Origin of the sequence: Pseudomonas sp. NFX71 (assembly GCF_048079215.1) — a bacterium.
GTDB lineage: Bacteria > Pseudomonadota > Gammaproteobacteria > Pseudomonadales > Pseudomonadaceae > Aquipseudomonas > Aquipseudomonas fluorescens_B.
The window spans coordinates 6,606,212-6,631,400 of the sequence record NZ_CP182230.1 but is presented as its reverse complement, the minus strand read 5'-3'; the positions used below and the strand labels follow the sequence as shown (position 1 = coordinate 6,631,400).

Genomic DNA, 25,189 nt, shown 5'->3' with positions numbered 1-25,189 from the left:
CAGCTCGCGATGCTTCTAAATTTGTCGAGTCAACAAACGTTCTAGCTTGGATAAAGCCTGCTCCATGGCTGACACAGGTAGGGCAATGACGATTTCTCGACGATGGTTCCTGGCGGGTCTGGCACTGACCGGCGCCGCCGTGCCTGCGGCGTATTACGGGCATCGCGAACTGACAAAACCGGACCCGACGATTACCCCCGGCGAAGCGTCATTCGATGTCGCGGATGTGGCCGGGCAGCGGTTGGCCAACTCGCTGCAGGGTGTCTGGAACATTCGTTTCGAAGGCCGTGACGCCGGCCTCGATGGGTTGCCTCGCGAGGGGCTGCAGGTGTTGCTCGATATCGGCCACAAGGGCCGTGGGCTCAATGGCTTTCTCGATACCTTTGATGCGCTGCGCGGCGAACCGACACCGCGCTATCGCGTCCTCGGCGATCTGGCCGGCACGAACACCACCGAGTTGAGCTGGCGCCTGATCGATAGCCGATCCCCGACGGGGACGCCGGACTATGAATTCACCTTCACGCTGGACGAAGTCTGGGCCGCGTTCGGCAATGCCGGCAGCGGCACATTGAGTGGGCGCGTGCTGCGTCTGGATCGTCCGCTGGCCTTGACCGCTCAGGACAATCGCTTCGTCGCAGTCAAACAAGTGTTCCCTGAGGCGCGCGAACGCACAGGCCTGGGTCCGGCGTTGCTGGGGTGGCTGATTTCGCCCGAGCACCGCTTGTTTCACCAGCTCTGGCACGCTTCGCGAGACAAATGGCACACCTTGCCCGAGGACAAACGCAACGCCTTGCGTGGTATCGGCTGGCAGCCGGGGCGGCGGGACAAGGAGCGCGATGCGCGGGGGCCGCGCAAGGACCGCAATGGCTCGGGCATCGACTTTTTCTTCATGCACCGGCATATGCTCGGCACCGCGCGCTCCTTGCAGGACCTGCCATCCTGGCAGCAGTTTCCGTTGCCGCAACCGGAGTTGGTGCGTGATCGCCAGGGTTTTGCCCGTTACTTCGACAACCACGACGGCACCGCGCTGCCACCGGCCTGGCGCGCCGAAGACGATGACGAGTACTCGCAGTGGGTCGCCGATCTCAAGACCGCCGAGACCTATCACAGCAATTTTCAGGTCTGGGAATCGCGCTACCGTGACCCGCGTTACTTGTCGAAACTGACCTTGGGGCAGTTCGGTTCCGAGGTCGAACTGGGCCTGCATGACTGGCTGCACATGCGCTGGGCATCGGTGCCTCGCGATCCGTCCAACGGCCAGCCCGTGCCATTTGCCCGCGACACGGCGGACTTCTCCGCCCGTTGGTTCGCGGCGGAAAACGACTTCCTTGGCGACCCGTTTTCCTCCCATGTAAACCCGGTGTTCTGGCATTTTCACGGCTGGATCGACGACCGTCTCGAGGACTGGTTCCGGGCGCATGAGCGCTTTCATCCGGGGGAAGTGAGTCGCCTGGAAGTCAATGGCGTGCCTTGGTTTGCGCCCGGTCGCTGGGTCGAAATCGACGATCCTTGGCTGGGTCCGAGCACCCACGGTTGCAACACCACGCCGGGGTTGCAGGCGGGCAAGTCGGTGGAAATGGACCCGGAAACCATGAAGCTGGCACTGCGGATTACCTTTGGTGAAGATGAGAAGAAGCTGGAGGATCTGTTTAGAAAGGTGCCGCAACGGCCGTGGTATGCGCGAAACCTGAAGGCCAAGCCGATGACCAGTTAAGCCAGAGATACCGCGTTATCGTTCAATCGCGAGCAGGCTCGCTCCCGCAGGATTTCGATGTGCCGCATGATTGGGGCATGGCACATAACCTGTGGGAGCGAGCCTGCTCGCGATGGCGGACTCACTGGCGCTGCAATTCACAAAACCTGCCACCCACCCCCAAGCGCCTTGTACAGCGCAATACTCGCCTGCAACCTCGACAACCGCAGTTGCACATTCAAATCCTGCGCCGCATACAACGTGCGCTGCGTCTCCAGCACCGTCAGCAAATCCTCGGCCCCGGCCTGATAGCGGCTTTGCGCAATGTCGAACGCCGTTTGTGCCTGGCTCAACTCTTCACTTTGCCATTGGCGCTGGGCATCCAGTCCGCGGATACCGGTCAGGGCTTTTTCCACGTCGGCAAAGCCGTTGATGATTGCACCACGGTAGGTTTCCAGCAGTTCTTCCTGGCGCGCCGTGGCTTTGTCGCGTTCGGCGCCGAGGCGGCCATTGTTGAAAATCGGCGCGACCAATCCGGCGGTGAGGTTGTAGAACGGGCTGCGCAGCACATCGTTGAAGGTGTCGGCGCCAGAGCCGATCTGGGCGCTCAATGTCACCGTGGGCAGCATTTTCGCCCGGGCCACGGTCACGTCGGCCCGGGCCGCCGCCAACTGCGCCTCGGCACGGGCAATGTCCGGGCGCCGATTGAGCAAGTCGCTGGGCACGCCCGCGCCGATGGCCGGCCAACAGAGCTGTTCGAAGCGCTGATCGTCGAGCTTCAACTCCTGAACCGGACGGCCGAGGAGGGCAGCGAGGGTGATCCGCGCTTCGTCGGCTTGTTGCTGAACCAGCGGCAACTGCCGTTGTTGCGCGGCCACCAGGCTCTTTTGCTGGGCCAGCTCCAGGGCGGTGGCCGAGCCTGAGTCGAAGCGGGTTTGTACCAGGCTCAACACCTTTTGCGCATTCGCCAGATTGAGCTGCGCGATACGGTGCTGCTCTTGCAGCGACAGGGCTTGCGCATAGGTGCTGGCGACCGCGCTGAGCAGCGTCAATTCCACCGTGTCGCGATCGAACTCACTGGCCCGCAGGCCGAATTGCGCACTGTCGCGGGAGGCGCGCTGGCCGCCCCAGAAATCGATTTCATAACTGGCGCTGAGGCTGGCGTCGAAGTAATCCACCGCCTTGTTACTGTCGTCGGCATCCAGTTGGCTATAGCCGTTGCCGCGCATCAGCTTCTGGCGATTGGCGTTCATCGCTCCCTTCACTTCCGGCAGCAGCGAGCCGCCCGCAATCACCGTCGTCGCCCGGGCCTGACGAACCCGCGTCAGTGCCGCCGCCAGGTCATAGCTGCCGACGCGGGCCTGTTCGATCAGTTGATCGAGCTGCGGGCTGCCAAAGTGCGTCCACCACCGGGCGTTGCTCAACACAGCGTTTTCACGGTGCGCCGACTGCCAGGCGGGCGGCGCCTGCAGGCCACTGTCCTGACGCGGGTCCGGGCTGGCGCACGCGCTGAGCAACACGCAGAGGGTCAACAGGCTGAGTGGCGCTTTCATAGATCGATCATTCACTGGTAAGGGCCGTGACCGGGTCGAGCCGGGCAGCTTTGCGGGCCGGCATGAAGCCGAAGACAACACCGGTGACCAGGGCGCAGCCGAAGGCACCGAGTACCGCTATCAAGGAGAACGCGACCGCGACTTCGCTGAGGATCAGCACACCACCGACGATCAGCGCCAGGGCAATCCCGGCGAGGCCGCCAACCACCGATAGCATCACCGCTTCGGTGAGGAACTGCCGCAGGATGTCGCGTTGCCGGGCGCCGGTGGCCATGCGGATGCCGATCTCGCGGGTACGTTCGCGCACGGTCATGAGCATGATGTTCATCACGCCAATCCCGCCCACCAACAGCGAAATCGCGGCGATCGAACCGAGCATCAGCGACAGAGTATTTTGCGTGCGTGCTTCGGCCTGGATCATCGCCGCGTTGTTGGTCAGCTCGAAATCCTTTTTGCCGTCGTGCAGACGCAACATCAGCTGCTCGATGGCCATTTCTGTTTCGTTGACCTTGCGTGCATCAGCTGCCGCGATGGCCACGTATTCCGGATTGTGAGTGCCGAACAACCGGACGCTGGCGGCGGAATACGGGATGGCGATGCGGTCGTCGCTGTCGGTGTCGCCGGAGCTGGCGCCTTTTTCCGCAAGCACGCCGACCACCTGGAACGGCACGTTTTCGATCAGGATGTATTGGCCGATCGGGTTGGCCACGTCCTTGAGCAATTTGGTCCGCACCTTGTGGCCGATCACCGCGACAGCCGCTGCGTTGCGTTCATCTTCCTGGGTGAAATAGCTGCCTTCCACCACGGGCCAGTTGAAGATCGCCGGAAAGTGGGTGTCGTTGCCGCCGACGTAGCTCAAGTGATCGAGGTTGCCGAAACGCACCCCGGCTTCCTCGCCGTTGACCGGCATGATGCGCGTCACTTGCGGCAGGCTGCCCACCGCCGCGACGTCATCGAGGGTGATGATGCCCGGCGGCGTTCGCGGGTTCGGGGCCGAGCCGCTGAGGTAAATGATGTTCGAGCCGAACGCGCCCATTTGCGCCATCACCTGACGCTTGCTGCCTTCACCGACGGCCAGCATCACCACCACCGACGCGACGCCGATGATGATCCCGAGCAGCGTCAGGGCGGTGCGAAACCTGTTGATCCACATCACCCGCCACGCGGCGTGCACCGCGTCCACCAATTCGCCTTTCCAGGCACCGGTGGCTTCAGCGCCTTCGCTCAGGCGCTTACGCAGATCGACAGCTTGCAGTGCGCCGGGGTTGGCCGAGGTGTGCACGTCCGGGTTGTCATGGGCGCTGTCGCTGATGATCAGCCCGTCGCGGATTTCGATGATGCGTTTGGCCCGGGCCGCGACTTCGCGGTCGTGGGTGATGAGGATGACCACGTGGCCCTGGCTCGCCAGTTCATCGAGCAGCGTCATGACCTCGGCGCCGCTGTGGCTGTCGAGGGCGCCGGTGGGCTCGTCTGCGAGGATGATGTGCCCGCCGTTCATCAAGGCGCGGGCGATGGAGACGCGTTGCTGTTGGCCGCCGGAGAGTTGATGCGGGCGGTTGCCGGTACGCGAGGCGAGGCCGAGGCGATCGAGCAGGGCGGCGGCGCGGGCATGGCGCTCGGCGGCCGGCAGGCCCGCGTAGATGGCCGGCATCTCGACGTTTTCCTGGGCCGAGCCGGACGGGATCAGGTGGTAGCCCTGGAACACAAAGCCAAAGGCTTCGCGACGCAGCCAGGCCAGTTCGTCGCTGTCGAGTGCGGCGACGTTTTCCCCGGCGAAGCGGTATTCGCCCGAAGTCGGGCGGTCGAGGCAGCCGAGGATGTTCATCAGCGTCGACTTGCCGGAGCCGGACGCGCCGACAATCGCGACGAATTCACCGGCATGGATCGACAGGTCGATGCCGCGCAACACGTGAACCTGCGGTGAATCGCCGCCGCCGTAGGATTTGCGGATGTCCTGCAGGTCGATCAGGGGCGTCTGCATTCAGCCGCCACTCCCGTCGGCCGGTCCGATCAACAGGTGATCGCCTTCCTGCAAGCCGTCGAGGATCTGCACCCGCAGGCGATCGCTGATGCCGGTGCGCACGTCACGTTGCTCGATGCGGCCGTTCTTGGCGACGACCCGGGCGGTCTGGAGGTCCGGCTGCGTGCCGCCTTGCAGCGCGGCGATGGGGGCGGTGAGCACGTCTTTCGCCTGGTTGGAAACGAAGAATACCTGGGTGGTCATTTCCGCCATCAGCGCGTTATCGGCGTTGTCGACATCGAGCAGTACGGTGTACAGCACCACGCGGGCGCTGCCGCTTTTGCTCGAACTGGCCGGGCTGCCGCCGCCCTGGCTGGTCTGGTCCAGAGGCTTGGGCGGCACCGGCAGAATCTGCCGCACGGTGCTGCTCCAGCGACGCTTGCCGCCGCTGAGGGTGGTGAACCAGGCGGACATGCCGGGTTTGACGTGACCGATGTCGGCTTCCGAGACTTCAGCCCAGACCGTCATCGGTGACAACCTGGCGATGCGCAGAATCAGCGGCGTTTGCTGTTGCGCGTTGAGGGTCTGACCTGCACGGGCATCGAGTGCGACCACGGTGCCGGACATCGGTGCGTAAATGCGCGTGTAGCCGAGTTCGGCCTGATCACTGCGCAAGCTGGCCTGGGCCTGGCGAATCTGCGCCTGGAACATGTCGATGCGTGCCTGGGTGGCGCGCAGTTCAGCCTGGGCGGTTTGCACGTCTTCTTCGCGGGTGGCACCGCCGGCCTTGAGGCTCTGCTGGCGCTGGAATTTTTGCCGGGCCAGTGCGTGTTGCGCCCGTTGTTCCTCGAGTTGCGCCTTGAGGTTTTCAATCGAGAAACGCCCGGCGTCGAGTTTGGCCTGCTGCGTGGACGGGTCGATTTCCACCAGCAGCTGGCCTTCCTTGATCACGTCACCGACTTCCACGTGGATCTTCTGGATCTGCCCGGACGCCTGTGCACCGACGTCGACGTAGCGTCGAGGTTGCAGGGTGCCGAGGGCCGTGACACTGCTTTCGATGTCGCCGCGGCTGACTTGCACCGTGGCGAATTTGTCTCGGCCGGGCGGGATGACCTGCCAGGCAGCCACGGCGATAACGGGGATCAGACAAAGTGCTACAAGCAGGGCGCGTCGGGTCTGTCGGGGACGTTTCATGCAGGGTTCCGGCAATGGAAATAGGCCCTTCGCTCAGCCTGCGCACGAAATGTGGCAACAGGTGAACGCTGTCGGGAGGCCGACAGAGACGGGGAGCTGTCCGTTAAACGAGAAAAGGGGCGGGGAATTTAGGCCTCGACACAAGCCGACACAAACACATTGAGGGCATGTGGCGAGGGGATTTATCCCCGTTCGGCTACGAAGCAGTCGTAAATGCATTTTAACTTTGAAATGCCGGGGCCGCTCCGCAGCCCAACGGGGATAAATCCCCTCGCCACACAGGCTCTCTCCCACAAGACCAAGACTATTTGTCGGGCAAGCTGAAGCAATACTTTAAATCTATATGAGAATTACTATAAATTACACACTCGAATTGCCACTATCGTGCCACTGCCCATTTTCGGCGGTCGATGCGGTGGCTCAAGGATAGAAACCGCACCCATGCGGCCGGGAGTCATGGTTGGAAAACTACTATCGCGAGCTGGTGTGCTTCCTGAACGCCAAGCTGGGCAACCGTCAGGTGGCCGAAGATGTGGTGCATGACGCTTATGTGCGGGTTCTGGAACGTTCCAGCGACACGCCGATCGAGCAGCCCCGGGCATTCCTGTATCGCACCGCGCTCAATCTGGTGATCGACGACCATCGGCGCAATGCCTTGCGTCAGGTCGAGTCGCTGGAGGTGCTCGACAATGAAGAGCGCTACTTCACTCCGTCCCCTCACAACTGCCTTGATCATGGCCAGCGCCTGGAGATGCTCCAGCGTGCGTTGGCTGAATTGCCACGGCTGTGCCGCGAGAGTTTCCTGCTGCGCAAGATCGATGGCTTGTCGCACCCGGAAATTGCCGAACACCTCGGCATTTCCCGCGCGTTGGTGGAAAAGCACATCGTCAATGCAATGAAGCATTGCCGGGTGCGGATGCGGCAATGGGACGCCCACTGAGCGTTTGTTGTTAAATTTTATTTCATTGTCCTCGTTCCTACTCAACAGACGACCTGCTGTGCTCCCAAGGATAGCCAGGTCATTTAGGCTTCCTCCCCGTGTTGAGGGGTTCATCCAGAGGACACTGGAAATGACACAGGCAATTGCATCGCCCATCGTTCACGACCTGATCGGCGTCGGTTTCGGCCCTTCGAACCTGGCGCTGGCCATCGCTCTGCAAGAGCGCGGGCCGAGTCAGGGCGAGCTGGATGTTCTGTTTCTCGACAAGCAGGCGGACTATCGCTGGCACGGCAATACCCTGGTAACCCAGAGCGAGTTGCAGATTTCCTTCCTCAAGGACCTGGTGACCCTGCGCAACCCGACCAGCCCCTATTCATTCGTCAACTACCTCAAGCACCACGGTCGTCTGGTGGACTTCATCAACCTAGGCACCTTCTATCCGTGCCGCATGGAGTACAACGACTACCTGTGCTGGGTCGCCGGGCAATTTGCCGAACAGAGCCGCTACGGCGAAGAAGTGCTGACCATCGAGCCGGTGTTGCACAACCAGCAGGTCGAAGCGTTGCGGGTGATCTCCCGCGATACCCAGGGTCAGCAACACGTGCGCACCACCCGTTCGGTGGTGGTGAGCGCCGGTGGCACACCGCGTATTCCCGAAGCGTTCAAGGCGTTGAAGGATGACGGTCGGGTGTTCCATCACTCGCAGTACCTGGCGCAGATGGCCAGGCAACCGTGCGTGAACAATCAGCCGATGAGCATCGCGATCATCGGCGGCGGGCAGAGCGCGGCGGAAGCCTTCATCGATCTGAACGACAGCTTCCCGTCGGTGCAGGTGGACATGATCCTGCGCGGCTCGGCGCTGAAGCCGGCGGACGACAGCCCGTTCGTCAACGAAGTGTTCTCGCCGGAGTTCACCGACCTGGTGTTCCAGCAGGCGAGCAGCGAGCGTGAGCGGCTGGTCAACGAGTACCACAACACCAACTATTCGGTGGTGGACATCGACCTGATCGAACGCATCTACGGCATCTTCTATCGCCAGAAAGTCTCGGGCATTGCCCGTCATGCCTTCCGCACCCTGACCACTATCGAAAAAGCCACCGCCACCGAGCGCGGCATTGAACTGGCCGTGCGTAACAACGCGACCGGCGAAGTCACGGTCCGTCATTACGACGCTGTGGTTCTGGCCACCGGGTATGAGCGTCAGATGCACCGCAAACTGCTGGCGCCGCTGGAAGAATACCTGGGTGATTTCGAAGTGGATCGCAACTACAAACTGATCACCGACGAGCGCTGCAAGGCCGGTATCTACATGCAGGGCTTCTGCCAGGCGAGCCACGGGTTGAGCGACACCTTGCTGTCGATCCTGCCGATCCGGGCGGATGAGATTGCCGGGTCGTTGTATGAACATGGCAAGAGCCGTGGGCAGGGTCGGTCGGTGATGGATTTGTTATTGGCGACTGCCAGCTAAGATTTTCGGCGCTTTTGAGGACGCCATCGCGAGCAGGCTCGCTCCCACATTTGATCTCTGTCTTACACCAATTTTGTGTTCACTGAAGATCCACTGTGGGAGCGAGCCTGCTCGCGATGGCGTCCTCAAAGGCATCACATATCTTGAATCCTGAACCCTCCCTGAAGAACCCCGCAATTCCCCCACGACTGGCCAATCCTTCGTTTACTCTCCAAAAAACGGGGCGTAAGCTTCGCGCGTTTTCATCAATAACGGAGACCCACAGTGGGTACTTGTTCGAGTGACAGTAGTCGGCCGGTTCCAATAACCGGCAGATCCTCGGCAAGATAACGCGCCACTTTTTGTGCCGTTGTCTCGCCGACAAAGCGAGCAGCGGCATCCCGATCGCGGCCAGTCCTGGTCCGTGTCCCGACGTCCTCTCATCGACGCTGAACCGTGCGTGATGTTCGACTTGTTGTCGTCATCGCGGCGCACCGACACGCCTGCTGGAAGGTTTCCCGGCTGACCCTGGGGGAACTGCCATGAACCTGACCCTGCTCAAGGAATTCTTCGCCGGATTCCTGCGCACCCGCCACATCGCCCGACACTTCCGTCGCCTGGCGCTGCTGGAAAACTTCACCGACACCACGGTCAGCCGCGAGATGCCGCCGACCCTGGCGCAAACCCTGGTGAGCGCCGCCAACAGCGACACCGGGCAACTGCTGGACAACCTCAACAGCCACACTGACGGCCTGAGCGAAGCCGAGGCCGATGCACTGCGCGTGCAATTCGGCCTCAACGAAGTCGAGCACGAACAACCGCTGCCGTGGTGGGTTCACCTGTGGCACTGCTACAAAAACCCGTTCAACCTGCTGCTGACATTGCTCGCGGTCATCTCCTGGCTGACCGAGGACATGAAAGCCGCCGTCGTGATTTTCTCGATGGTGGTGCTCTCGACCTTGCTGCGCTTCTGGCAGGAAACCAAATCCAACCAGGCGGCCGACGCACTCAAGGCGATGGTCAGCAACACGGCCACGGTGATGCGTCGGGATGCATTGCGCACCGAAGTGCCGATCAAACTGCTGGTGCCGGGGGATCTGGTTGTACTCTCGGCCGGCGACATGATTCCCGCCGATTGCCGCGTGCTCAACGCCAAGGACCTGTTCGTCAGCCAGGCGGCCATGACCGGCGAATCGATGCCGGTGGAAAAATTCCCACGCCAGCAGGACAGCGACACGAGCAATCCGCTGGACCTCGACAACATCCTGTTCATGGGCACTAACGTGGTGTCCGGCACCGCGATGGCGGTGATTCTGACCACCGGCAACAGCACCTATTTCGGTGCACTGGCCCAGCGGGTCGGTGCCACCGACCGCGTGCCGACCTCGTTCCAGACCGGGGTCAACAAAGTCAGCTGGCTGCTGATCCGCTTCATGTTCGTCATGGCGCCGCTGGTGTTGTTCATCAACGGTTTCACCAAGGGCGACTGGACCGAAGCACTGCTGTTCGCGCTGTCGATTGCCGTGGGCCTGACCCCGGAAATGCTGCCGATGATTGTCACCTCGACCCTGGCCAAAGGCGCGGTATTCCTGTCGCGCAAAAAGGTCATCGTCAAGCGCCTCGACGCGATCCAGAACTTCGGCGCCATGGATGTGTTGTGCACTGACAAAACCGGCACCCTGACCCAGGACAAAATTTTTCTGGCGCGCAACGTCGATGTCTGGGGTAACGATTCCGATGACGTGCTGGAAATGGCCTACCTCAACAGCTACTACCAGACCGGCCTGAAAAACCTGCTGGACGTGGCGGTGCTCGAACACGTCGAGGTCCACCGTGAACTGAAAGTCGGGACGGCGTTTCGCAAGGTCGACGAGATCCCGTTCGACTTCACCCGCCGGCGCATGTCGGTGGTGGTCGCCGAGCGCGATCAATCGCACCTGCTGATCTGCAAAGGGGCGGTGGAAGAGGTGCTGGCGGTGTGCACCCGAGTGCGGCACGGCGAGGTCGATGAAGCGCTGACCGATGACCTGTTGGCGCGGATTCGTCAGGTCACCGCTGCATTCAACGCCGAAGGACTGCGGGTGGTGGCGGTCGCCGCGCGGCCAATGATCGAGGGGCGCGACACCTACAGCCTGGCGGATGAGCAGGCCCTGACGCTGATCGGCTACGTGGCGTTTCTCGACCCACCGAAGGAAAGCACCGCGCCGGCCCTGAACGCCTTGGCGGCGCATGGCGTGGCGGTGAAAGTGCTGACTGGCGACAACGAACTGGTCACCGCGAAGATCTGCCGCGAAGTCGGCCTGGAACAGCAAGGCCTGCTGATGGGCAACGACATCGAGCGCATGACGGACGCCGAACTGGCCGTGGCGGTGGAGACCACCAACGTCTTCGCCAAACTGACGCCAACGCACAAGGAACGCATCGTCCGTCTGCTCAAAGGCAACGGCCATGTGGTCGGGTTCATGGGCGACGGCATCAATGACGCGCCGGCCTTGCGCACCGCCGACATCGGTATCTCGGTGGACAGCGCCGTGGACATCGCCAAGGAAGCGGCCGACATCATCCTGCTGGAGAAAAGCCTGATGGTGCTGGAGGAGGGCGTGCTGGAAGGACGCCGCACCTTCGCCAACATGCTCAAGTACATCAAAATGACCGCGAGCTCGAATTTCGGCAACGTATTCTCGGTGTTGGTGGCCAGCGCGTTCATCCCGTTCCTGCCGATGCTGCCGATGCACCTGCTGGTGCAAAATCTGCTCTACGACATTTCGCAGATCGCCATCCCGTTCGATAACGTCGATGAAGAAATGCTCAAGCAACCCCAGCGCTGGCAACCGGCGGATGTCGGGCGTTTCATGTTGTTCTTCGGGCCGATCAGTTCGATCTTCGACATCACCACGTTTGCCTTGATGTGGTACGTGTTCGACGCCAATACCCCGGACCATCAAACCCTGTTCCAGTCCGGCTGGTTCGTGGTCGGGTTGCTGACGCAGACGCTGATCGTGCACATGATCCGCACGCCGAAGATCCCGTTCCTGCAAAGCCGCGCGGCCATGCCGCTGATGGTGATGACCGGGATCATCATGGCCGTGGGGATTTTCCTGCCGATGGGGCCTTTGGCGCACTACTTCAAATTGCAGGCGCTGCCGTCGCTGTACTTCGTGTTCCTGCCGGTGATCCTGCTGGCGTACATGGCGCTGACCCAGACGGTGAAGGGGTTCTATATCCGCCGGTTTGGCTGGCAGTAAACACGACAAAACCCTGTGGCGAGGGAGCTTGCTCCCGCTGGGCTGCGAAGCGGCCCCAAAAAACCGGCAGCGCTGAAAGATCGCAGCAACCGGTTTTACGACTGCTGTGCAGTCGAGCGGGAGCAAGCTCCCTCGCCACAGGGGGGCCATGTGACTCAAGGATTTTCTGATCCAAGCACTCAACAACATCAACCTGGCCAACATTTTACTGCCGCCGATCGTCAATAGGCGTTCTGAAGCCCGACTTTATTTCCCACTACCGGATGTGGCGCCCGTTATTTAGGAATAGTCCTACAGAAAACTCCTTGGCTCTTCCGTAGCCTTGCGGCCTCACGAATCTGAAACCCTCCTGGGGGCCCCGGTTGCCTAACAAAGCGTTACGTATCCTGATTGCCGACGAGCAGCATTTCCAGCGGATGAGAATCGAGCGCCTGTTCAACCGGCTCGATTACTACCGCGTGGCGCCGGTGCGAGACCTGGCGGAATTGCTGACGCTGGTCGAATACGGGAGCGAGCCTTTTGATCTGGTGGTCATCAATGCCTCGCTGGCGGGTGAAGCGTTCGACCTGCCTGGTTTTGTCCTCGATAACCCACAGGTTCGCCACGCATTGATCTATGACGGCGAGCAGGTGAAGTTGCCGTCGATCCCTGCGTGCGTGCAGCAGAAGGTACAGGTGAGCCTCGCCGCGCTGCCTGATCTGGCATGCATTCAGCGGTTGATGGCAACAGTTGATCCACGATTACCGTTCGTCGGCACTGTCATTTCTGTCAGGTAGTCTGGCGCGGATTTCCATGCAAGAGTCTTCGCGCAGCCCTACGTACTGCCCGGGCCTGGCCCATGGGTATTGATTGCTCAATTGTCGTGCCTTTGCACAGGAGTTGCCATGAAGCCAGCGAGATCAGCGGTGGTTGCGGACGACCATCCGGTGGTTCGCGCAGCCGTCAAAATACTGCTTAAACAGGAAGGGTTTCATCCGATTCACGAGGTATCCAGCGGCAACGAGGTCTTTTCGGCGATTCGTGAGCATCAACCTGATCTGGTGGTGCTGGATCTGATGATGCCCCGTCTCGGCGGGCTGGAAGTACTGGCCCGCATCCAGGCCAGTGATGAGCGATGCCGAGTACTGGTTTTCACCGGCCAGGACCCTCGGTTTTATCAAGACCGTTGCATGCGTGCCGGTGCCGTGGCGTACGTTTCCAAGTCCAACGATCTGCAGCATCTGCACGAGGCAGTGCATGCAGTGATGGCCGGTTACACCTATTTCGCCAAGCTGCCGTCGAGTTCGGTGGCGCTGAGCACGCTGCAATGCAACGAGAAGGAGATGATCCACAGGCTTTCCGACCGCGAACTGACAATCCTGGTGTACCTGGCCAAGGGATTGGGCAACAAGGAAATCGCTGAACTCATGAACCTGAGTCCCAAGACCACCAGCACCTACAAGACCCGATTGAAAGAAAAACTCAACGTTGAATCCAATGTACACCTGAGTCATTTCGCCAGACGCCATGAATTGATCTGAATGAAGACCTTCCGGCGTTTGCGTTGCCTGCTATTCCTCGCGCTGCTGGGCTGTCTATGGATATCCCGCGTCGACGCACAACCGCAAACCCTGAAATTGCTGGGACGCTCCACTGTCGACGGCTACGACGTCAAACTGGCGGATGCCGATTCGCGGTTGCTGCGGCAAAAGGGCCGGTTGGTGCTGGCCATCTCGGCGCCGGATTATCCACCCTTCGACATCACCACCACCGGCACCGATTACGAAGGATTGACGGCTGACTATGCCGGGTTGCTCAAGCAGTTATTGCAGGTGGAAATCGATGTTCGTCGCTATGCATCGCGAGACGAGGCGGTGCGGGCGATCAAGGAAGGCAAGGCTGATTTGCTGGGAACAGCCAATCGTTACGAGGTCGAGGACCCACAGTTGCGGATGTCCGCTGCCTATGCGGACGATCAACCCGTCGTGCTGACCCGTACGGATTCGACGGCGCCGCTTGACCCCGATCTCGCCAATAAACGGCTGGCGATGCTCTACCACTATTTGCCCGAGCAGCAAGTGCGGGCGTTTTATCCCAAGGCGAATGTCGAACTGTATCCCTCGACGCTTGAGGCGGTGGGGGCCGTAGCGTTCCGTCAGGCGGATGCTGTCCTCAGCGATGCCATCAGCGCCAACTACCTGATCAGCAAAAACTACCTCAACAATGTTCAACTGGCCGATTTTGCGCTTCTGGAGTCCGGTCGTTTCGCCTTCGCGATGAGCAACGACAATCATCAGCTGCAACGCATCGTCAACCGGGCGCTGGCTGCTATCCCGACCAATGAACGGATGAACATCCTGCGCCGATGGGGCGGCAGCGGGACCTCCATCGCAGGCACTCAGGCCCCGCTCTTCAGCGTGATCGAACAACGCTGGCTCGATGATCACCCGCGCGTCCGAGTAGCGATCAACGAAAACCTCATGCCGATTTCCTTCATCGACCCTGAGGGCAAGTATCGGGGCATCAGCATTGATGTACTGGCGAAAATCAGCCTGCGCACAGGTTTGAAGTTCGACATTCAACCGACCCGGTCAGTGGCGCAAATGCTGGAGTGGATCAGGACCGGAAAGGTCGATCTGGTCGCCGGGATCAGCCCCAGCGTCGAACGTGAAACCGAATTGCGTTTCACCCGACCGTTTTTGACCAGTCCCAATGTGCTGGTGACGCGCATCGCGCCGGGCAGTCCCCGGACACTGGATGAAATGGCCGGTAAAACATTGGCCCTGACCCAGGGCAACAGCACCGGTGAGTTCATTCGTCAGCACTTTCCGCAGATCAAACTGGTCAATGCGCCATTAACGGCGCAAGCGATGGAAATGGTTGCCCAAGGCAGCGCGGATGGCGGCATCAACTCGCTGATCGGTGCCAGGGTCATGATTTCACGGCAGTATCGGGACCGGCTGCAAGTGACCAGCACCGTCGGCACCGACCCGGCTCGCAGCACCCTGGCAACCGGTCGCGAGGCGGTGGTGCTGCATTCGATTCTGGACAAGGCGCTGCTCAGCATTCCACTCGAAGAAATCGATGCAATGACGAGCAACTGGAGAAATGACCTGATGGTCGAGCCAAGTTTCTGGCTGGGTCACCGTCAGGACATTCTCCAGGCCTTTGCCGCCGCCGGCGCCTTGTTGTTGCTGGCGCTGGTCTGGATCGCCTGGCAGCGTCGGCAGATTCGACTGCGTCAGCAATTGCTCAGTCAGTTGCAGGACGCCAAGGACGCCGCGGACGATGCCAACCGTGCGAAAACCACGTTTCTGGCCACCATGAGCCATGAAATCCGCACGCCGATGAATGCGTTGCTTGGCATGCTCGAACTGGCTCTGAAGCAGGCGGATAAAGGCGTTATCGACCGTCCGGCCATCGAAGTGGCATCCAGTGCCGGCCAACAATTGCTGGCGTTGATTGGCGACATTCTGGACATCGCGCGTATCGAGTCCGGGCATTTGTCCCTGACACCGGAACGGGCCAATTTGCGCTCGCTGGTCGAGTCGGTGTGCCGGGTCTTCGAGGGGCTGGCACGGCAGAAGAATCTGGATTGGCGCGTCGAACTGGGCGATCAAAGCGATTGCGATGTGTTGATCGATCCCACGCGTTTCAAGCAGGTGCTGTCCAATCTGCTGAGCAATGCGATCAAGTTTACCCGCGAAGGCGAAGTGAGCCTGACATTGCAGGTCGAACCTGGCGTAGCGGGGCGTCGAGCGGTGAGCCTGCGTATTGCAGACACCGGCATCGGCATCAGCGCACTCGATCAGCAGCGACTGTTCAGTTCGTTCGTGCAGGCCGGCAACAATCCGCATTCAGGCCGGCAAGGTTCCGGGCTGGGGTTGGTAATCAGCCGGACGTTGTGCGAAATGATGGGCGGCCGATTGCTCCTCGAGAGCACGCTTGGACGGGGTACGCGGATCGAAGTCTGCCTTGAACTGCCCGCGTTGCTTGCGCTGCCCTCCTGCGCTGTGCCCGAAGACGAAGGGTTGGAGCAGACGCGTCCACTGACGATTCTGGTGGTTGATGATTACCCGGCCAACCGTCTGTTGATGTCCCGGCAGTTGGGCTATCTGGGGCACAGCGTGATGGTCGCCGAGGAGGGGCGGAAAGGATTCGAGATGTGGCGCGAATTTCAGTTTGATGTGGTCGTGACCGATTGCAACATGCCGGTGTGCAACGGTTATGAATTGACGGGGGCGATACGCGATGAAGAGCGTGCACAGGGATTGCCGCCAACGCTGATCCTGGGGTTGACCGCCAATGCTCAGCCTGATGAGAAGGCTCGTTGCCTGGAGGCGGGCATGGACGATTGCCTGTTCAAACCGATCGGCCTGCCGGAACTGAGTGCCTGGCTGGCCTCGAAATTTATCGACGGGCAGGAGTCGACCACCGAAGCATCTGCAAACGCCGAGATCGATCTGAGCGGCTTGCTGCAATACGTCGGTGGCGACCAGGAGTTGATCACGCAACTGCTGCACGACGTGGTCATGACCAATCGCACTGATCGGGATGAACTGCTCGAGGCGCATGCGAGCGGCCAGCAGCAAGTGCTTCGCACGCTTGCGCACCGTATCAAGGGTGGGGCGTTGATGATTCGGGCGGTCGGTCTGATCGAGTGTTGCGAGACGCTGGAGCATGCCTGCAGGGAGGGCCATGCTGCGCAGATCGACCTCGCGGTTGATCTGCTGCAGCAGGCCATGACACGGCTGGACCAACGCCTGGCGCAGGGTTGAGGGTTAATCCCAGTTCGGCGCGATGCCTTTGGGGCTGGTCAGGCGGTGGCCGCGCTCAAGACCGGCGATCAGCGCCATGTCGGCGTCACTCAGGGTCAGGTCGCAGGCTTTCAGATTGCTTTGCAGGTTGGCGCGTTTAGTCGACGAAGGAATTACCGCGTAACCCGATTGCATCGCCCAGGCCAGCGTCACTTGCGCAGGCGTTGCTTGCAAGCTATCGGCAATCTGCCGGATGACCGGATCTTTCAGCACTTCGCCGTACGCCAGGGTCATGTAGGAAGTGATCTGGATGCCCTGGCTCTGCGCGAACTCGACGACCTTGCGGTTTTGCAGGTACGGGTGCAGCTCAATCTGGTTGGTGGCGATGTGCTCGGCACCGATGGCGGCAATCGCCTGTTTCATCAGGTCGACGGTGAAGTTGGAGACGCCAATCTGCCGGGTCAGGCCGAGTTTTTTGGCTTCGAGCAGGGCACTCATGAATTCTTCGACCGGCACCTGGTCTTCCGGCGATGGCCAGTGAATCAGGGTCAGGTCCAGGTAGTCGGTTTGCAGTTTTTGCAGGCTTTCCTTGAGGCTGTCGATCAAGCGCTCCTTGGCGAAGTTGGCCACCCAGATCTTGCTGGTGATGAACAACGCCTCACGGGCGACGCCGCTGGCCGCGATGGCCTCGCCGACTCCGGCTTCGTTCTCGTAGATCTGCGCGGTATCGATGGCGCGGTAGCCCAGTTCCAGGCCAGTGCTCACCGAATCAATGACCACCTGGCCTTGCAAGCGAAACGTACCAAGACCGAATGCGGGAATAGACATCAATGACTCCAGGGTTTGCAGTGGGAATGGGCACGAGTATCCGCGTGCGTATCCTTGAGAAAAACCGCTGGTGAGGCAAAGCAATGTTTACCGCAAGTCATGAATCTTTTGATCTTAAAGGCTACCCCCGCGCCTCAAGAATCATGCAAGTCGTCGAACCCGTCGCATACAACCGCCCATCCACATCATAAATCCGCCCCTCGGCCAGCGCCGTCGAACGTCCCAGATGGACGATCTTGCCCTCGGCCCGCACCGGCCCACTGGCGCCAGTCAACGCACGAACATAGCTGATGCGCAGATCCAGCGTCGTATACCCCTGGCCCTTTTTCAGCTGCGTGTGAATGGCGCAGCCCATGCACGAGTCCAGCAAGGTTGCCGCATAGCCGCCATGCACGCTGCCTAGCGGGTTGTAATGCCGCGAATCCGGTGTGCCCTGAAAAATGAACAGCCCGGCCGACCATTCGATGGGGATGAAATCCATCAGTGTGCCAATGGGCGGAGAGGGCAGTTCACCGTTGCCGATGCCGTCGAAGAATTCGCTGGGCGACAGCGCGCTGACCTCGGCCATCGACAGACTGCCGGGGGCGGCCAGACGTGCGCGCATGGCGTCTTCCTGGGCAATCCATTGGGCGAGGGTGGCTTCTCGGTTGGGGCTCTGCATGATCATGTCCTCGGACGGGCGCTGATATTATGGTTGTAATCTGCGCTGATATTATGTCCGAAATAAAATCTCCGCCAGCCCCGCGTGTCGAATCCCTCACGCAATATCGCTGTGACTGAATTCCTCCCCCAGAAAGTCGATCAACGCCCGCACCGACGGCAGCAGTCCACGGCGAGAGGGAAAGATCGCGTGGACAATCCCGCACTTGGGCGCCCAGCCCGGCACCAGTTCTACCAGGCGTCCGGCGGCGATGTCATCGCGCACCACCACACAAGGCAGGTGCGCGACGCCAATGCCCGCGAGCACCGCGTGACGCAACGCCAGCAGGTCATCGGTGACCATGCGTGGCGCGTGCCGAATCAGCGCACTGGCGCCGTCCGCGCCGAACAACTCCCACTGGTATTCACGCTGCGCCGCGCCCCAATGCACGCTGGGCAAACCGCTGAGATCGGCCGGGGAGGCGGGCGTCGACAAGCGCTCGGCAAACGCCGGGCTACCCACCAGGCATTGGGTGCTGTTGCCCAGCACCTTCATCACCATGTCGGTGTTTTCCAGCGGCGGAAAACGTACGCGCAGGGCAATGTCGAAGCCCTCGTGGATCAGGTCGACCCGGCGGTTGGTGCTCTCGATGAACAACTCCACCAGCGGGTACTTGAGCATGTAGCGGGTCAGCATCGGCCCGACCCAGGAATTGAGCAGCGCGGTCGGGCAACTGATGCGCACCAGGCCCTGGGGCTCGGAACGGTTGCGTTCGATCAGTTCGGCGGCGCTTTCCGCTTCTACGCGCATGGCCAGGCAGCGCTGGTAATAGGCCTGGCCGATTTCCGTCAGCGAACAATGCCGGCTGGTGCGATGCAACAGGCGCACGCCGAGGCGCTCTTCGAGCTCGGCGATGCGCCGGCTGAGCTTCGATTTGGGCATGTCCAGCGCCCTCCCTGCCGCGGCGAAACCCTGATGTTCCACCACTTGGGTGAAGTAGTAGAGGGTGTTGAGGTCTTCCACCATCGTTCTCCATATAGAACGCTAAGGCTGATTTTTGCAGTCTAGCGCACCAAAGGGTTCGGTTTTAAGCTTTGTTCATCGCGTCAAACCACAGATTTGGAGGCAGCATGAAAAACATCATCGGCATTTACACCAGCCCACGGACCCATTGGGTCGGCGACGGTTTTCCGGTTCGTACGCTGTTTTCCTACGACAACCTGGGCAAACACATCAGCCCGTTTTTGCTGCTGGATCACGCCGGTCCCGCTGAATTCACCCCGACCACCGAGCGTCGTGGCGTTGGTCAGCATCCGCACCGCGGTTTCGAAACCGTGACTATCGTTTACAAGGGCGAACTGGAGCACCGCGACTCCACCGGCAGCGGCGGCAAGATCGGCCCGGGCGATGTGCAATGGATGACCGCCGCCTCGGGAATTCTTCACGAAGAATTCCACTCCGAAGGCTTTGCCAAAACCGGCGGCACCCTGGAAATGGTCCAGCTGTGGGTCAACCTGCCGGCCAAGGACAAAATGGCCGACGCCGGTTACCAGACGATTCTCGATGGCGACATCCCGAGAATCCCGCTCAAGGACAAGGCCGGCAGCCTGCGTCTGATCGCCGGCGAGTTCGACGGCCACACCGGTCCTGCGCGGACATTCACCCCGGTCGACGTCTGGGACCTGCGCCTCAACGGCGGCAAGTTGCTGGCCCTCGACCTGCATGAAGGCCGCAACACCGCGTTGGTGGTGCTGCGCGGCACGGTTCAGGTCAACGGCCTGGAGCTGGTGCGCGAAGGACAGTTGGCGTTGTTCGAACGCAATGGCAACCAGATCAGTCTGGAAGCCAATAACGATGCAGTGGTGTTGCTGCTCAGCGGCGAGCCGATCGACGAACCGATCGTCGGCCATGGCCCGTTCGTGATGAACAGCGAGCAGGAAATCCACCAGGCCTTTGCCGACTTTCAGTCGGGTCGGTTTGGGCGGATGAGCAGTTGAACAGATTGAAACGAAATCACCAAACCCAGTCGCCGGCCCGTTCGGCATCGATATAAAAGCGAGGATTACCCCATGACTACTTCTTACAAACGTCTCGACAAGGATAACGCCGCCGTTCTGTTGGTGGATCATCAGGCGGGCCTGCTGTCACTGGTGCGGGACATCGATCCAGACCGTTTCAAGAACAACGTGCTGGCCCTGGCCGACCTGGCCAAGTACTTCAAATTGCCGACCATCCTCACCACCAGTTTCGAAACCGGCCCCAACGGTCCGCTGGTGCCTGAACTCAAGGAGCTGTTCCCGGATGCGCCGTACATTGCCCGTCCTGGCCAGATCAACGCCTGGGACAACGAAGATTTCGTCAAGGCGATCAAGGCCACCGGCAAGAAGCAACTGATCATCGCCGGCGTGGTGACCGAGGTGTGCGTGGCATTCCCGGCGCTGTCGGCCCTGGCGGAAGGCTTTGAAGTGTTCGTGGTGACCGACGCTTCCGGCACGTTCAACGAGCTGACCCGCCAATCGGCCTGGGACCGCATGTCGTCTTCCGGCGCGCAACTGATGACCTGGTTCGGCCTGGCGTGTGAGCTGCACCGCGACTGGCGTAACGATGTGGAAGGCCTGGCGACCCTGTTCTCCAACCACATCCCGGACTACCGCAACCTGATGACCAGCTACAACACGCTGACCAACAGCAAATAAATCTGGCAACACCCATAACCTGTGGGAGCGAGCCTGCTCGCGATAGCGGTCGATCAGTCACTGCAAATGTGTCTGTTCAACCGCCATCGCGAGCAGGCTCGCTCCCACAGGTTTTTGTATTGTCCACTGGCCCGCGTTTGCTCCTACACTGTGCCCATCCGTACATGCCTGGAGTCGTTTGATGCTGTCACTGCTCACCAATCACCCGTTGATCAGCGCCCTGATCCTGATCCTGATCGACCTGGGATTGTGGCGCCTGATCAGTGCCGGCGGCAGCAACTGGAAACTGGTGGTGCGGCTGGTGATTTTCGCGTTGTTCAGCATGCTGCTGTTCAACGAGGGTTTGAATCCGCTGGAGCCAGCGCCCTGGGCTGACAATGTGCCGCTGCACCTGGCGGCGACCGGTTTGCAGATTGGCTGGTGGCTGTTCGGCGCGCGCACCCTGACGGTGTTGATTGGCGCGGTGATGATGCAGCGGGTCGGGCACACCGGGCGCTTGCTCCAGGATTTGCTCGGCGCGGTGATTTTCCTGATCGCGATCATCGCGGCCCTGGCCTACGTGCTCGACCTGCCGGTCAAAGGCGTGCTGGCCACCTCCGGTGCGTTGGCGATCATCGTCGGCCTGGCGTTGCAAAGCACCCTCAGCGACGTGTTCTCGGGGATTGTCCTCAACACCACCAAACCCTACCAACTGGATGACTGGATCTCCATCGACGGCACCGAGGGTCGGGTCACCGACATCGATTGGCGCGCCACGCGCCTGCAAACCGCCCAGGGCAGCATGGCGGTGATTCCCAACTCGCTGGCGGCCAAGGCCAAGATCATCAACTTCAGCCGGCCGAGTGACATTTTCGGTGTATCGATCAGTCTGCAACTCAGCCCGCATGAGCGGCCGCAAACAGTGATCGATGCGCTGGAACGGGCGATGGAGGGGTGCCGATATCTGCTGGCCAAACCGGCACCGTGCGTGGCCCTCAAAGGCTCGAGTGCCACCGGCGTGGAATACGAAATCAGCGGCTTCGTGGTCTCGATGGACCAGAAGCGCATGGTGCGCAATCTGCTGTTCGATCTGGCGTTCCGGCATTTGCAGGCGTCTGGTGTGAGCCTGTTGTCCAGCGTCGAATCGAATGCGCCGGCGGGGCTGTCACGGCCACGGGCGTTGCTGGAAAGCTCGGCGATTTTCTCGACGTTGCGTCAGGAAGAGAAAGAAACCTTCGCACAACACATGACCCTGCAAACCTTCCGTCCGGGGGAGGTGATCCTGCCGGCGGGGGAGGTCAGCGATCATTTGTTCATCATCGAATCAGGCGTGGTCTCGGTGACGCTGAGCCGTGCCGGGGTCAAGTTCGAATCCGGGCGCATGGGACCGGGCGAAGTGATCGGCGAGGGCGGGATCCTGTCGGATACGGCGCTGCCGGCGGACTTCAGTGCCAAGACCGCTTGCAGCCTGTACCGGATCGAGAAGGACTACCTCAAACCGTGCCTGGATGCGCGGCATGACATCGGCGAAGCGATGAAGGCGCTGCTGGATTTTCGTTTGCACAAGGCGCAGACGTTGACCCAGGAAGCACCGAAGGTGGTGGCGAAGAAGGGGTTTTTGCAGTGGTTGCGCAGTCGGGCCTAGTGATCTGTGCTGGATGGCGCGCTGCGCGGATCGCCGGCAAGCCAGCTCCCACAATGGATCTGTGTCGAACGCAAATTTTCGGTTCGCTGGAGATCAACTGTGGGAGCCAGCTCGCGATGGCGGCGGCAGGTTCACCGCCTGACTCAGATCAGAAATCCACCGTCGCCGACACCTTCAACGTCCTTGGTGTCCCCTGCGTCAGATACCCACCGTTTGCCGACGCCCAATACGCCTTGTTCGCTACGTTCTCCAGGTTGGCGCGCAAGGTGATTTCCTTTTCATCAAGCCTGAACGCATACCGCGACCCGACATCAAAGCGGTTCCACGCTGGAATGCTCTGAGTGTTGGCAGCATTCAGGTATTGCCCACCCGTGCGCAACATCCGTGCACTGAGTGCCGCACCTTCGATGCCCGGCACGTCCCAGTCGGCCCCGACGTTGAGTTGAAAGCGTGGCACGCCGACCGCGCGGTTGCCGTCGTTGATACCGTTGGTGCTGCCTTCGATCACGGTCTTCATCAGCGTCGCACCGCTCAGCAGGCGCAGGCCATCGAGGGGTTCGCCGTATATGTTCAATTCCACGCCTTTGTTTTGCTGCTGGCCGTCGACCCGGAAGATCCCGTTCTGGGTGTAGCTCGAGGGCTGTTCGATGCGGTACACGCCCAGGCTCGCGCCATAAGTGTCCATGTCCAGGCGCACGCCGGCTTCGATTTGCTTGCTGCGCACCGGGGCGAAGGTTTCGTCGCGGTTGAGTGCGGTGGTCGGCGGCGTCGGGCCCTTGGCCAGGCCTTCGATGCGGTTGGCATAAAACGAAACGTGTTCCCACGGCTTGATCACCAGCCCGTAGACCGGCGTGGTGATCGACTCTTCATAGCTTGAAGTGCGCGCGCCGGTGGTGGTGTTCCAGCCGTCGACGTTCAGTGTCTGGCGCCGTAGGCCTAGGGTGAGCAAGACGCGATCGTCGATGAAGCCCAGGGTGTCGGACACCGCCGCGCTGCGCAGGGTGTTCTTTCCGACGATGCGCGGATCGTGAATGTCGCTGGCGAACGATGTCGGGCTTGGGCGCGGTTTATCGGTGACGTCGTAGAGGTTGGTGCTGTAGCGCCTGGCGGCACCTATGGTTTCGAACGCCGAGCGTTGCTGGCCCCAGATACCCGCGAGGCCCAGGTTCAATTGATGACTGATCGACCCCGTGTACAAGTGGCCGTTGAGGCCGGTCATCAGGCTTTTGTTGTCCTCGTCGTGTGGCGAGTAGAGCATGCCGCCCCGGGCATTGCCGTTGAGGTCGGTGACGGTCAGCGATGAATACACGCCGTTTTCCCGGGTGTGTTTGGCGCCACCGGAGACGTAGGCTGTCCAGCTGTCGCTGAGGTCGTATTCGGCGCGGGCCATGCCGAAGGTGTCCTCCAGTTGCGAATAGCTCCAGCTCTGCGCATAACCGGCGTTGGCGTCCGGTACCTTGGGCGCTTTCTGCAAGGACGAGTCGACATACACCACCGAACGACCTTGATTGATCACCTGTTTCTGGTAACCCAGGTCCGTGGACACACGCAGGCGATCGCCGCGATAGTCCAGGCCGACGCTGATCAGCGACGAGCGACGGTCTTCGTCATCGACGGCGGTGGCGCCTTCGCGTTGCAGCAGGTTGACCCGGGCTCCGAAGCGGTTGTCTTCGCCAAAGCGCCGGCCCAGGTCCAGATGCCCACCCACTCGGCCATCGTCACTGTAATCGAGGGTGACGCTGCGGGTCGGCACATCGCTGGCGCGTTTGGGTTGCAGGTTGACGCCACCGCCAATCCCGCTGCCGCTGGGCGTGACACCATTCACGAAAGCATTCGGTCCTTTGAACAACTCGACCCGTTCAAGGGCTTCGGTGGCGATGATCTGCCGGGGCAAGATGCCGTAAAGACCGTTATAGGAAATGTCATCGGACAGCAGCGGCAAACCGCGGATCATGAACACCTGGGAGAAGTTGCCAAACCCGGCGGACTGGCGCACCGAGGCATCATTGAGCAACACATCGCCCACGGTCTGCGCTTGCTGGTCGGCGATGGTCCTGGCGGTGTAACTGGTGACGCTGAAGGGCAAGTCTTTCACGGCCTGATTACCGAGCATGCCGACCTGCGCCACCCTGGCGACCTGGCCGCCGCCGTAGGTGTCAGCGTTGTCGTCGCTCATGGCGCTGACGTTGGTAGCGCCCAGTTCCAGCGCGCCGTCGATGGCGATTCGCGGCGCCACGGTGTAACCGTTCCCGCCCGTGCTGATCAGCTCGAAACCACTGCCCTCAAGCAATTGCGCGAAGCCCGACTGCACGCTGTAGTTGCCCTGCAATCCCGGACTCTGGCGATCGCCCAGTTGTGCCGGATCGAACGACAGCGGCACCCCGGTCGCCACGGCGAATTGCGCCAGCGTCTGACTGAGCAACCCCGGTCCGATGTTGACGTTGCGGCTGGTATTTTCATGGATGGCGTCGGCGGCCTGGCTGGACACGGGCATCAACGCGCTAAAGGCCAGGGCAATGCTCAGGCTCAGGGCCTTGAGCGGGAAATCGGCGGGGCGGTGCAATGGCGTTGAAGTCATTCGGCGTTCCTGTCGAGCGCGTGGAATTGAAAGGGTCTATCCACACACCGAACGA

At 61.0% G+C, this 25,189-nt stretch carries 17 protein-coding genes; 10 read left to right on the top strand and 7 right to left on the bottom strand.

The window, feature by feature from the left end; all coding sequences use genetic code 11:
• Positions 1-85: 85 nt before the first annotated feature.
• Positions 86-1,714: a PvdJ/PvdD/PvdP-like protein gene (locus ACM1ZW_RS30865; protein ID WP_416739959.1), complete on the top strand. Its 1,629-nt coding sequence runs from the start codon at positions 86-88 to the stop codon at positions 1,712-1,714.
• A 137-nt stretch (positions 1,715-1,851) separates the two neighbouring features.
• On the opposite strand, the gene ACM1ZW_RS30860 is transcribed toward ACM1ZW_RS30865, so the two are convergent.
• Genes ACM1ZW_RS30860 through ACM1ZW_RS30850 form a run of 3 tightly spaced genes read right to left on the bottom strand, consistent with a single transcriptional unit; the run spans position 1,852 to position 6,400 of the window.
• Entirely contained in the window at positions 1,852-3,246 is a 1,395-nt protein-coding gene (locus tag ACM1ZW_RS30860) for an efflux transporter outer membrane subunit (protein ID WP_416739958.1), read from the bottom strand.
• A gap of 7 nt (positions 3,247-3,253) precedes the next feature.
• Positions 3,254-5,227, bottom strand: coding sequence for a MacB family efflux pump subunit (locus ACM1ZW_RS30855; protein WP_416739957.1), 1,974 nt, complete (start codon positions 5,225-5,227; stop codon positions 3,254-3,256).
• Positions 5,228-6,400 carry an efflux RND transporter periplasmic adaptor subunit gene (locus ACM1ZW_RS30850; protein WP_017337608.1) on the bottom strand — a complete coding sequence of 391 codons (1,173 nt, stop codon included), beginning with the start codon at positions 6,398-6,400 and terminating at the stop codon, positions 5,228-5,230.
• A 460-nt stretch (positions 6,401-6,860) separates the two neighbouring features.
• Here ACM1ZW_RS30850 and ACM1ZW_RS30845 point away from each other — a divergent pair, with 460 nt between their 5' ends.
• The 6 genes from ACM1ZW_RS30845 to ACM1ZW_RS30820 all read left to right on the top strand — a co-directional run bounded on the left by ACM1ZW_RS30845 (position 6,861) and on the right by ACM1ZW_RS30820 (position 16,789).
• The gene (locus ACM1ZW_RS30845; protein WP_017337609.1) at positions 6,861-7,340 is read left to right on the top strand and encodes a sigma-70 family RNA polymerase sigma factor; all 480 of its coding nucleotides are present in this window, start codon (positions 6,861-6,863) and stop codon (positions 7,338-7,340) included.
• A 130-nt stretch (positions 7,341-7,470) separates the two neighbouring features.
• The gene (locus ACM1ZW_RS30840) at positions 7,471-8,808 is read left to right on the top strand and encodes a lysine N(6)-hydroxylase/L-ornithine N(5)-oxygenase family protein (protein ID WP_017337610.1); all 1,338 of its coding nucleotides are present in this window, start codon (positions 7,471-7,473) and stop codon (positions 8,806-8,808) included.
• A gap of 521 nt (positions 8,809-9,329) precedes the next feature.
• Positions 9,330-12,032 (top strand): magnesium-translocating P-type ATPase, encoded by a 2,703-nt coding sequence (mgtA, locus tag ACM1ZW_RS30835; protein ID WP_416739956.1) that lies wholly within the window; start codon positions 9,330-9,332, stop codon positions 12,030-12,032.
• Positions 12,033-12,394: 362 nt separating this feature from the next.
• A complete protein-coding gene (locus tag ACM1ZW_RS30830; protein WP_017337613.1) occupies positions 12,395-12,808 on the top strand; it encodes a chemotaxis protein CheY in 414 nt (137 codons plus the stop codon).
• Between the two features lie 108 nt (positions 12,809-12,916).
• Positions 12,917-13,552: a response regulator transcription factor gene (locus ACM1ZW_RS30825; RefSeq protein WP_017337614.1), complete on the top strand. Its 636-nt coding sequence runs from the start codon at positions 12,917-12,919 to the stop codon at positions 13,550-13,552.
• Positions 13,553-16,789: a transporter substrate-binding domain-containing protein gene (locus tag ACM1ZW_RS30820; protein WP_416739955.1), complete on the top strand. Its 3,237-nt coding sequence runs from the start codon at positions 13,553-13,555 to the stop codon at positions 16,787-16,789.
• A gap of 3 nt (positions 16,790-16,792) precedes the next feature.
• Here ACM1ZW_RS30820 and dkgB read toward each other — a convergent pair whose 3' ends face one another.
• The 3 genes from dkgB to ACM1ZW_RS30805 form a co-directional block, all read right to left on the bottom strand.
• The gene (gene dkgB, locus ACM1ZW_RS30815) at positions 16,793-17,596 is read right to left on the bottom strand and encodes a 2,5-didehydrogluconate reductase DkgB (RefSeq protein ID WP_416739954.1); all 804 of its coding nucleotides are present in this window, start codon (positions 17,594-17,596) and stop codon (positions 16,793-16,795) included.
• Positions 17,597-17,717: 121 nt separating this feature from the next.
• Positions 17,718-18,257: a PaaI family thioesterase gene (locus ACM1ZW_RS30810; protein WP_017337617.1), complete on the bottom strand. Its 540-nt coding sequence runs from the start codon at positions 18,255-18,257 to the stop codon at positions 17,718-17,720.
• Positions 18,258-18,353: 96 nt separating this feature from the next.
• Complete coding sequence (locus tag ACM1ZW_RS30805; RefSeq protein WP_017337618.1) at positions 18,354-19,262, bottom strand: LysR substrate-binding domain-containing protein; 909 nt, start codon at positions 19,260-19,262, stop codon at positions 18,354-18,356.
• Between the two features lie 104 nt (positions 19,263-19,366).
• On the opposite strand from ACM1ZW_RS30805, the gene ACM1ZW_RS30800 reads away from it, so the two are divergent.
• The 3 genes from ACM1ZW_RS30800 (at position 19,367) to ACM1ZW_RS30790 (ending at position 22,556) form a co-directional block, all read left to right on the top strand.
• Positions 19,367-20,233, top strand: a complete 867-nt coding sequence (locus ACM1ZW_RS30800) for a pirin family protein (RefSeq protein ID WP_416739953.1) — start codon at positions 19,367-19,369, stop codon at positions 20,231-20,233.
• 72 nt (positions 20,234-20,305) lie between these two features.
• Positions 20,306-20,932 carry an isochorismate family cysteine hydrolase YcaC gene (gene ycaC, locus ACM1ZW_RS30795; RefSeq protein ID WP_007907677.1) on the top strand — a complete coding sequence of 209 codons (627 nt, stop codon included), beginning with the start codon at positions 20,306-20,308 and terminating at the stop codon, positions 20,930-20,932.
• Between the two features lie 181 nt (positions 20,933-21,113).
• Positions 21,114-22,556 carry a mechanosensitive ion channel domain-containing protein gene (locus ACM1ZW_RS30790; protein WP_017339760.1) on the top strand — a complete coding sequence of 481 codons (1,443 nt, stop codon included), beginning with the start codon at positions 21,114-21,116 and terminating at the stop codon, positions 22,554-22,556.
• Positions 22,557-22,704: 148 nt separating this feature from the next.
• On the opposite strand, the gene ACM1ZW_RS30785 is transcribed toward ACM1ZW_RS30790, so the two are convergent.
• The gene (locus tag ACM1ZW_RS30785; protein WP_416739952.1) at positions 22,705-25,134 is read right to left on the bottom strand and encodes a TonB-dependent siderophore receptor; all 2,430 of its coding nucleotides are present in this window, start codon (positions 25,132-25,134) and stop codon (positions 22,705-22,707) included.
• Between the last annotated feature and the right edge of the window lie 55 nt (positions 25,135-25,189).